Genomic DNA, 7,119 nt, shown 5'->3' with positions numbered 1-7,119 from the left:
CCGCCAACTTCACCGCGCCGATCCAGGCGATCGCCGCTGACTTTGAAAAAGACACTGGCCACAAGCTGGTGGCGGCCTACGGTGCCACTGGCCAGTTCTACACGCAGATCAAGAACGGCGCGCCGTTTGAAGTGTTCCTGAGCGCCGACGACACCACCCCGCAAAAACTCGAAACCGAAGGCGACACCGTCAAAGGCTCGCGCTTCACCTACGCGGTCGGCACGCTGGCGCTGTGGTCGGCGAAAGAAGGCTACGTGGATGCCAAGGGCGAGGTACTGAAGAAAAACGAATTCAAACACCTGTCCATCGCCAACCCGAAAGCCGCCCCGTACGGCCTGGCCGCCACCCAAGTGCTGGCCAAGGAAGGCTTGACCGAGAAGGTCAAGGACAAGCTGGTTGAAGGCCAGAACATCACCCAGGCCTATCAGTTCGTGTCCACCGGCAACGCCGAGCTGGGTTTTGTGGCCCTGTCGCAGATCTACAAAGACGGCAAAGTCACCAGCGGTTCGGCGTGGATCGTGCCAGCCTCCATGCATGACCCGATCAAGCAGGACGCCGTGATCCTCACCAAAGGCAAAGACAGCGCCGCGGCAAAAGCGCTGGTTGAATACCTGAAAGGGCCAAAAGCCGCTGCCGTGATCAAATCCTACGGTTACGAGCTGTAAATGCCGCTGTCGAGTGCCGATTTTTCCGCTATCTGGCTGACCATCAAACTGGCGTCCCTGACGACCATGATCCTGTTGGTCATCGGCACTCCGATTGCCTTGTGGCTGTCGCGCACCCGTTCGTGGTGGCGCGGCCCCATTGGGGCAGTAGTCGCCTTGCCGTTGGTGTTGCCACCGACGGTGATCGGCTTTTACCTGCTGTTGACCATGGGCCCCAATGGCTACTTCGGCCAGTTCACCCAATGGCTGGGCCTGGGCACCCTCACCTTCAGCTTCGCCGGGTTGGTCATTGGCTCGGTGATCTATTCCATGCCGTTTGTGGTGCAGCCGTTGCAAAACGCCTTCTCCGCGATTGGCACGCGCCCGCTGGAAGTGGCCGCGACCTTGCGCGCCAACCCATGGGACACGTTCTTCACGGTGATCCTGCCGCTGGCGCGCCCGGGCTTTATTACCGCATCGATCCTGGGGTTTGCGCACACCGTTGGTGAGTTCGGCGTGGTGCTGATGATCGGCGGAAATATCCCGGACAAAACCCGGGTGGTCTCGGTGCAGATCTACGATCACGTTGAAGCCATGGAATACGCCCAGGCCCATTGGCTGGCCGGCTCCATGGTGGTGTTCGCTTTCCTTGTATTGCTGGCGCTGTACTCCAGCCGTAAAACCAAGATGGGCTGGAGCTGACCGCAATGATTGATGTACGCCTGCACTTGAATTACTCGGGCTTTGCCCTGGACGTGGACCTGCACCTGCCTGGGCGTGGCGTCACCGCGCTGTACGGGCACTCCGGCTCGGGCAAGACCACGTGCCTTCGGTGCATCGCCGGGCTGGAGCGTGCCGAAGAAGGCTTTATTCAGGTCAACGATGAAGTCTGGCAAGACAGCCGCAACGGGCTGTTTGTGCCACCGCATAAACGCGCGCTGGGTTATGTGTTCCAGGAGGCCAGCCTGTTTGCGCATCTGTCGGTGCGCGCCAACCTGGAGTTCGGCCTCAAACGCATCGCGCGTCAACAGCGGCGTGTGGACATGGCCCAGGCCACCGAGCTGTTGGGAATTGGCCACCTGCTTGACCGTCACCCGCAGCATTTGTCTGGCGGCGAGCGTCAGCGCGTCGGCATCGCCCGCGCGTTGCTCACCAGCCCCAGGCTGTTGTTGATGGATGAACCGCTGGCGGCCCTCGACAGCAAGCGTAAAAGCGAGATCCTGCCCTACCTGGAGCGCCTGCACGACGAACTGGATATTCCGGTGCTGTACGTCAGCCATGCGCAGGACGAAGTGGCGCGCCTGGCCGATCACATTGTGTTGCTCAGCGACGGCCAGGCACTGGCCAGCGGCCCGATCGGCGAAACACTTGCACGCCTGGATTTGCCCATGGCCCTGGGCGACGATGCCGGGGTGGTGATCCATGGCACGGTCAGCGCCTATGACGCGCACTACCAGTTGCTCAGCCTGCAGTTGCCCGACAGCGCTTTGACCATGCGCGTCGCCCATGCACCCTTGGCGCTGGGCAAGCAATTGCGTATCAAGGTGCAGGCGCGCGACGTGAGCCTCAGCCTGCAGGCGCAGGAACCCAGCAGCATCCTCAACCGTTTGCCGGTGACGGTTACACAAGAGATTTCGGCGGATAACAGCGCCCACGTGCTGGTGCGCCTGGACGCGGGCGGCACGCCGTTGCTCGCGCGCATCACGCGGTTCTCCCGCGATCAGTTGCAATTGCACCCCGGCCAAACGTTATGGGCGCAAATCAAGGCCGTGGCCGTGCTGGCCTGAGCGGCAAAACCTTTTGGCACGACCGCAGAGCGCTGCGGTCAATCAGTCATACCGGCCTGATTGATCGCCAAGGAACTTGCACCATGCCCGACTCTGCGCTGCCCGCTGACCTGCCCCGTGACCTGCATTACGTAGACGACACCCAGCCTGGCATTCGCCGCAAAAAGCTGCGTGGCACGTTCCAGTATGTCGACGCCAAAGGCGCGCGCATCACCGATGCCGATGAAATCAAACGCCTCAACGCCCTGGCCGTACCGCCCGCCTACACCGATGTGTGGATCTGCGCCGACCCGCGCGGCCACCTGCAAGCCACCGGCCGTGACGCGCGTGGCCGCAAACAGTACCGCTACCATGCGCGCTGGCGTGAAGTGCGCGACACCGACAAGTATTCACGCCTGCAAGCGTTCGGCAAGGCCTTGCCCAAGCTGCGCAAGCAACTGGAGGCGCAGATCGCCGCGCCGGGGTTCACCCGCGAAAAAGTCTTGGCCACCGTGGTGATGCTGCTGGATGCCACGCTGATTCGCGTCGGCAATACCCAGTACGCGCGCGACAATAAATCCTATGGGCTGACCACCTTGCGCAACCGCCATGTGGACATCAAGGGTAGCGAGATCCAGTTCCAGTTTCGCGGCAAGAGTGGCGTCGAACATCAGGTCAGCGTCAAGGACCGGCGCTTGGCCACGGTGGTAAAACGTTGCATGGAGTTGCCGGGGCAAAACCTGTTCCAGTACCTGGACGAAGACGGTGAGCGCCATACCGTCAGTTCCCACGATGTGAACGCATACCTGCACAGCCTCACTGGCGCCGACTTCACTGCGAAGGATTACCGCACCTGGGCCGGCACCGCCCTGGCCCTGGCGGTTTTGCGCGAGCTGGAATGGCAGCCGGAATCCGATGCCAAGCGCCACGTGGTGGCCATGGTCAAGGACGTCGCCAAGCAGTTGGGCAACACCCCGGCGGTGTGCCGAAAATGCTATATACACCCGGCCGTGCTGGAGCATTTCAGCCTCGGCGAGTTGTCCAAATTGCCCACGCCACGGGTGCGCAAGGGCTTGAAAGCCGAGGAAGTCGCCCTGGCAATGTTCCTTGAGCAACTGGCCGCAGACTTGCCCAAGAAAGCCAAGGTGCGTTAGCCTTTGTGCCCCTTCTGACTCACGGGATGACCGCCGACGTGAACCACTAAGCCTTCCAGAATGTACCTGCAACTAGCCGCCCTGCGCGCTTGTTGGCCTGTTCGACATTTTTTTGGAGGTGCTGATGACTGACGTCAAACGGCTGCCCGCTCTTGTTTCCCTGCACCATGTCGCCTTCCAGTTCGCCAACGGTGAAACGGTGCTGGAAGACCTTACCCTGTCCATTGATTACACCCCTACCGGGATTGTCGGCCGTAACGGCTGTGGCAAAAGTGTGCTGGCGAAGTTGATCGCCGGAGTACTCACGCCCACTGCCGGTACGCGGCAATGTTCTGCGACTGTGGCCTACGTCGCCCAGGACGTGGCCCCTGAACCCGGTGACAGCATTGCCCATGTCAGCCGCACGGCTGGGGCCTTGGCCGCGCTGGAGCGTATGGCCCGTGGTGAAGCGTATGCCGACGACCTCGACCTGATCGACGATCGCTGGGACTTGGCCGAACGCCTGCGTGCAGCGCTGGATGGCGCCGGGTTGCACGCGCTCGGCTTCGATGCGCGGGCCGATCAGTTGAGTGGCGGCCAACTGGCGCGTGTGGCCGTGATCGGCGCCCTGCTGGCGGCGCCCGAGGTGCTGATCCTGGATGAACCCACCAACCACCTCGACAGTGAGGGCCGTCAATGGCTGTTTCGCGTATTGAGTGAATGGCGCGGCGCCCTGGTGGTGGTCAGCCATGACCGGCAGTTGCTCAACACCCTGGCGCGCATCATCGAACTGTCGCCCCTCGGCGCGCGCGTGTATGGCGGCAACTACGCTGCCTATCGCCTGCAACGCGCCACTGAGCACGACGCCGCTGTTGCCAGCCTTGAACACGCACGCCTGACACGCAGTCGCGAACGCAAGCGCCTGCAAAAGGACCACGACAGCCTGCAACGCGATGCCGCCCGCGCCCGCAAGCAGGCAGAAACCGCCAACGTTGACCGGTTTACCAAGGCCCGTTGGAAAAGCGCCGCTACACAGATCGTCAGCACGGTCCGCAGCGCCCACCACGCGCATAAAAACCACCTTGATGCGCAGGTGCGACAGGCCTACGAACGCATTGTCGACGACACGCCCACCCTGCTCGCCTTGCCCACCTCGGCGCTGCCCAATGGCCGGCACGTGCTGACACTGGAGAATGCCCAACTGCCGTGGCTCGATCCGCGCGAGCCTTCCACCTACCTCACGCTCAACCTCGCAGGCCCGGTACGTGTGGCGGTGCGAGGGCCGAACGGTTGCGGCAAATCCACCTTGCTTAAGGTGCTTGCGGGCCAGTGGCAGGCCGTCACCGGCAAATGCGCAGTGCACGTGCCCGCTGCGTATATCGATCAACACCTGACGCTGCTGGATGACCAGCGCTCGATCATCGAGCAACTCGACCTGCTCAATACGCCGCTGGCCGAAGCCGAACTGCGCACGCGTCTGGCCTTGCTGCAACTGGATGCGCTGCGCGTCACGCAACCCACCGGCCAGTTAAGTGGCGGCGAGCGTTTGAAAGCCGCGATGGCGATTGCGTTATGGCGTGGCGTACCGGCGCAACTGCTGTTGCTGGACGAGCCCACCAACCACCTGGACCTGGAATCCGTGCACGCGTTTGAACAGGCGTTGCCCGGGTTTGCCGGGGCCATGATCACGGTGTCTCACGACGAGGCCTTTCTGCAGGCGATCAGGCCGACGCATTACTTGACCTGGCAGTGCACGGGCTGGCGACTGGAGTGTGTCTGAGGTCATTGCATGCATGATCAAAGCGTCCTACGGTAGTGGCCGAATAATCTCACCGAGGAGCCCGGCCCCATGCTGCCTTCGTCGCGCAAACCCTACGCCAATGCCGCCCTCGCCCATCGTCAACGCTGGCGGGGTCGGGTCGGCTTGATGCTGGTGGCCAGCCTTTCCGTGCTCGCCGGCATGACCGATGCGATTGGCTTTATGGCCAGCGGCGATTTTGTCTCGTTCATGAGCGGTAACACTACGCGCCTGGCCGTGGCGATCAGCGCGGGAGACCTCGGCCTGACCGGGCGCTTGCTGTTGCTGGTGGCGATGTTTGTGGTTGGCAACGCCGTCGGCGTGGTGGTCAGCCGTGTTGCCCGGCGGCATGCACTGCCCTTGCTGCTGAGTATCGCCGCCTTATTGTGCGCCGGTGCCTTGTGGCCTTTCGACGATACGTTGCCTGCGCTGTTGGCGGCGATTATCGCCATGGGCATGCTCAATGCGGCCGTGGAAGAGGTCAACGGCTTGCCGGTGGGCCTGACGTATGTGACCGGCGCGCTGTCACGCTTTGGTCGCGGGCTCGGGCGCTGGCTACTGGGTGAGCGGCGCAATGGCTGGCGAGTTCAATTGATCCCATGGGCGGGAATGTTTGTGGGCGCGGTGATCGGTGCGCTGCTGGAGCATCAGCTCGGCCTGAAGGCGCTGCTGGTCAGTGCCGGGTTGGCGGCCGTGCTGGGGCTGGTGTCGCTGAAGATTCCGCGGCGCTGGCACCTGGGCTACATGCCGCGATAAAGAGGAAAAGAGGAAAAGAGGCCCGCCCGACGTTCCGGCCTCGACGTCCGTGTACTGGTAAAGAGCCATCACGTCGAGCGAGCGGAGAGAATGATAAGCCAATGTCCGGCGGCTGTCCCGCCGGGCATTTCCGAATATCACTAAGGCAAAGGATTACAGGCAGGTCGCGAGTGCGGCCTGGCGACGCATGGCGGGCATGGTGTCTTGCGCGGCGTAGTACTTGACGGTCGAACCGGCGCCGGCGCTGCGCACGTCGGCAAAGTAGTCGCCACCGGTGGTGTACACGGTGAAACCGCCGGCTTCGAGCGGCTCTTTGAAGCCGCCTGCGTCAACGCCGAAGACCGCTTCGTCTTGCCAGCCGAACTGGATGCATTGGGCGACGACCAAGGGAGCCTTGTCCGACGCCAGCGTCTTGTACGGCTGGCCGGCGCGCGCGTCTTTCATTTTCGAGCCTGCGCAACCGCTCAGTGCTGCCAGGACCAGTGCGCCAATGACTACTTTCCGCATGCCATCACTTCCTTGAAAAAAACGCGACTTTACCATTTGCAGGCGACACCCAAGGATTAATCCGTCACGCTGTCGCCCACTGACGAACTCGCTTCTACCTGGAAAACCGATGACCCCCAACGCCGAACGCTACAACCCTTCCACCGACTACGCCGACAAGCTGATCAGCCGTATCGGCCAGACGCCTGCGTGGATTGCCAAGCGCATCGGCGTCACCGACAAACGCTTGCGCTACATCCTGGATGGCGAGCGCACGGTGAAGGGTGAGAGCACGCCGATCCAGATGACCTACACCGAGCAGTTTGCCCTGGAGTGTCTGGCGGCTGAGGCGAAAGCCAAAAAGAAGCCGGTGCCGGCGGCAGAATGAATTTAGTTTCACTGTGAGGGGGGAGTGGGCCGCCTATAGTCGGCAGGCTCATTTTTAAGAAGTCTCCCTTCTAGCCCGCTCTCCCGCGGGCTTTTTTTTGTCTTTTTTTTGTCTTTTTTTGGTCTTTTGGTTTGGGTGTATATCCGTT

General features: G+C 62.1%; 8 protein-coding genes. 7 read left to right on the top strand and 1 reads right to left on the bottom strand.

Annotation, left to right across the window (positions count from 1 at the left end; translation table 11 throughout):
- The 6 genes from modA to WBB95_RS09690 form a co-directional block, all read left to right on the top strand.
- A partial coding sequence (gene modA, locus WBB95_RS09715) for a molybdate ABC transporter substrate-binding protein (protein ID WP_424487389.1) occupies window positions 1–665 on the top strand: 665 nt, incomplete at its 5' end.
- On the top strand, window positions 666–1,346 hold the full coding sequence (gene modB, locus WBB95_RS09710; RefSeq protein ID WP_424487388.1) for a molybdate ABC transporter permease subunit: 681 nt from the start codon (window positions 666–668) through the stop codon (window positions 1,344–1,346).
- Window positions 1,347–1,351: 5 nt separating this feature from the next.
- On the top strand, window positions 1,352–2,431 hold the full coding sequence (gene modC, locus WBB95_RS09705) for a molybdenum ABC transporter ATP-binding protein (protein ID WP_424487387.1): 1,080 nt from the start codon (window positions 1,352–1,354) through the stop codon (window positions 2,429–2,431).
- 83 nt (window positions 2,432–2,514) lie between these two features.
- On the top strand, window positions 2,515–3,564 hold the full coding sequence (locus WBB95_RS09700) for a DNA topoisomerase IB (RefSeq protein WP_424487386.1): 1,050 nt from the start codon (window positions 2,515–2,517) through the stop codon (window positions 3,562–3,564).
- A gap of 124 nt (window positions 3,565–3,688) precedes the next feature.
- Window positions 3,689–5,323 carry an ABC-F family ATP-binding cassette domain-containing protein gene (locus WBB95_RS09695; protein WP_424487385.1) on the top strand — a complete coding sequence of 545 codons (1,635 nt, stop codon included), beginning with the start codon at window positions 3,689–3,691 and terminating at the stop codon, window positions 5,321–5,323.
- Between the two features lie 69 nt (window positions 5,324–5,392).
- On the top strand, window positions 5,393–6,097 hold the full coding sequence (locus tag WBB95_RS09690; protein WP_424487384.1) for a YoaK family protein: 705 nt from the start codon (window positions 5,393–5,395) through the stop codon (window positions 6,095–6,097).
- 153 nt (window positions 6,098–6,250) lie between these two features.
- On the opposite strand, the gene WBB95_RS09685 is transcribed toward WBB95_RS09690, so the two are convergent.
- On the bottom strand, window positions 6,251–6,604 hold the full coding sequence (locus WBB95_RS09685; RefSeq protein ID WP_424487383.1) for a hypothetical protein: 354 nt from the start codon (window positions 6,602–6,604) through the stop codon (window positions 6,251–6,253).
- Window positions 6,605–6,713: 109 nt separating this feature from the next.
- On the opposite strand from WBB95_RS09685, the gene WBB95_RS09680 reads away from it, so the two are divergent.
- Window positions 6,714–6,971, top strand: coding sequence for a hypothetical protein (locus WBB95_RS09680; protein ID WP_424487382.1), 258 nt, complete (start codon window positions 6,714–6,716; stop codon window positions 6,969–6,971).
- Window positions 6,972–7,119 lie beyond the last annotated feature (148 nt).

Source organism: Pseudomonas sp. (assembly GCF_049645325.1).
In the GTDB taxonomy this organism is placed as follows: domain Bacteria; phylum Pseudomonadota; class Gammaproteobacteria; order Pseudomonadales; family Pseudomonadaceae; genus Aquipseudomonas.
The sequence above is the reverse complement of the archived record's forward strand: the minus strand, read 5'-3'. Positions and strand labels throughout refer to the sequence as shown.

What these genes read in the sequence shown, in the direction of transcription:
- modB (WP_424487388.1), top strand. Translation starts at nt 666, where the DNA reads ATGCCGCTGTCGAGTGCCGATTTTTCCGCTATCTGGCTGACCATCAAA.
- modC (WP_424487387.1), top strand. Translation starts at nt 1,352, where the DNA reads ATGATTGATGTACGCCTGCACTTGAATTACTCGGGCTTTGCCCTGGAC.
- WBB95_RS09700 (WP_424487386.1), top strand. Translation starts at nt 2,515, where the DNA reads ATGCCCGACTCTGCGCTGCCCGCTGACCTGCCCCGTGACCTGCATTAC.
- WBB95_RS09695 (WP_424487385.1), top strand. Translation starts at nt 3,689, where the DNA reads ATGACTGACGTCAAACGGCTGCCCGCTCTTGTTTCCCTGCACCATGTC.
- WBB95_RS09690 (WP_424487384.1), top strand. Translation starts at nt 5,393, where the DNA reads ATGCTGCCTTCGTCGCGCAAACCCTACGCCAATGCCGCCCTCGCCCAT.
- WBB95_RS09685 (WP_424487383.1), bottom strand. Translation starts at nt 6,604, where the DNA reads ATGCGGAAAGTAGTCATTGGCGCACTGGTCCTGGCAGCACTGAGCGGT.
- WBB95_RS09680 (WP_424487382.1), top strand. Translation starts at nt 6,714, where the DNA reads ATGACCCCCAACGCCGAACGCTACAACCCTTCCACCGACTACGCCGAC.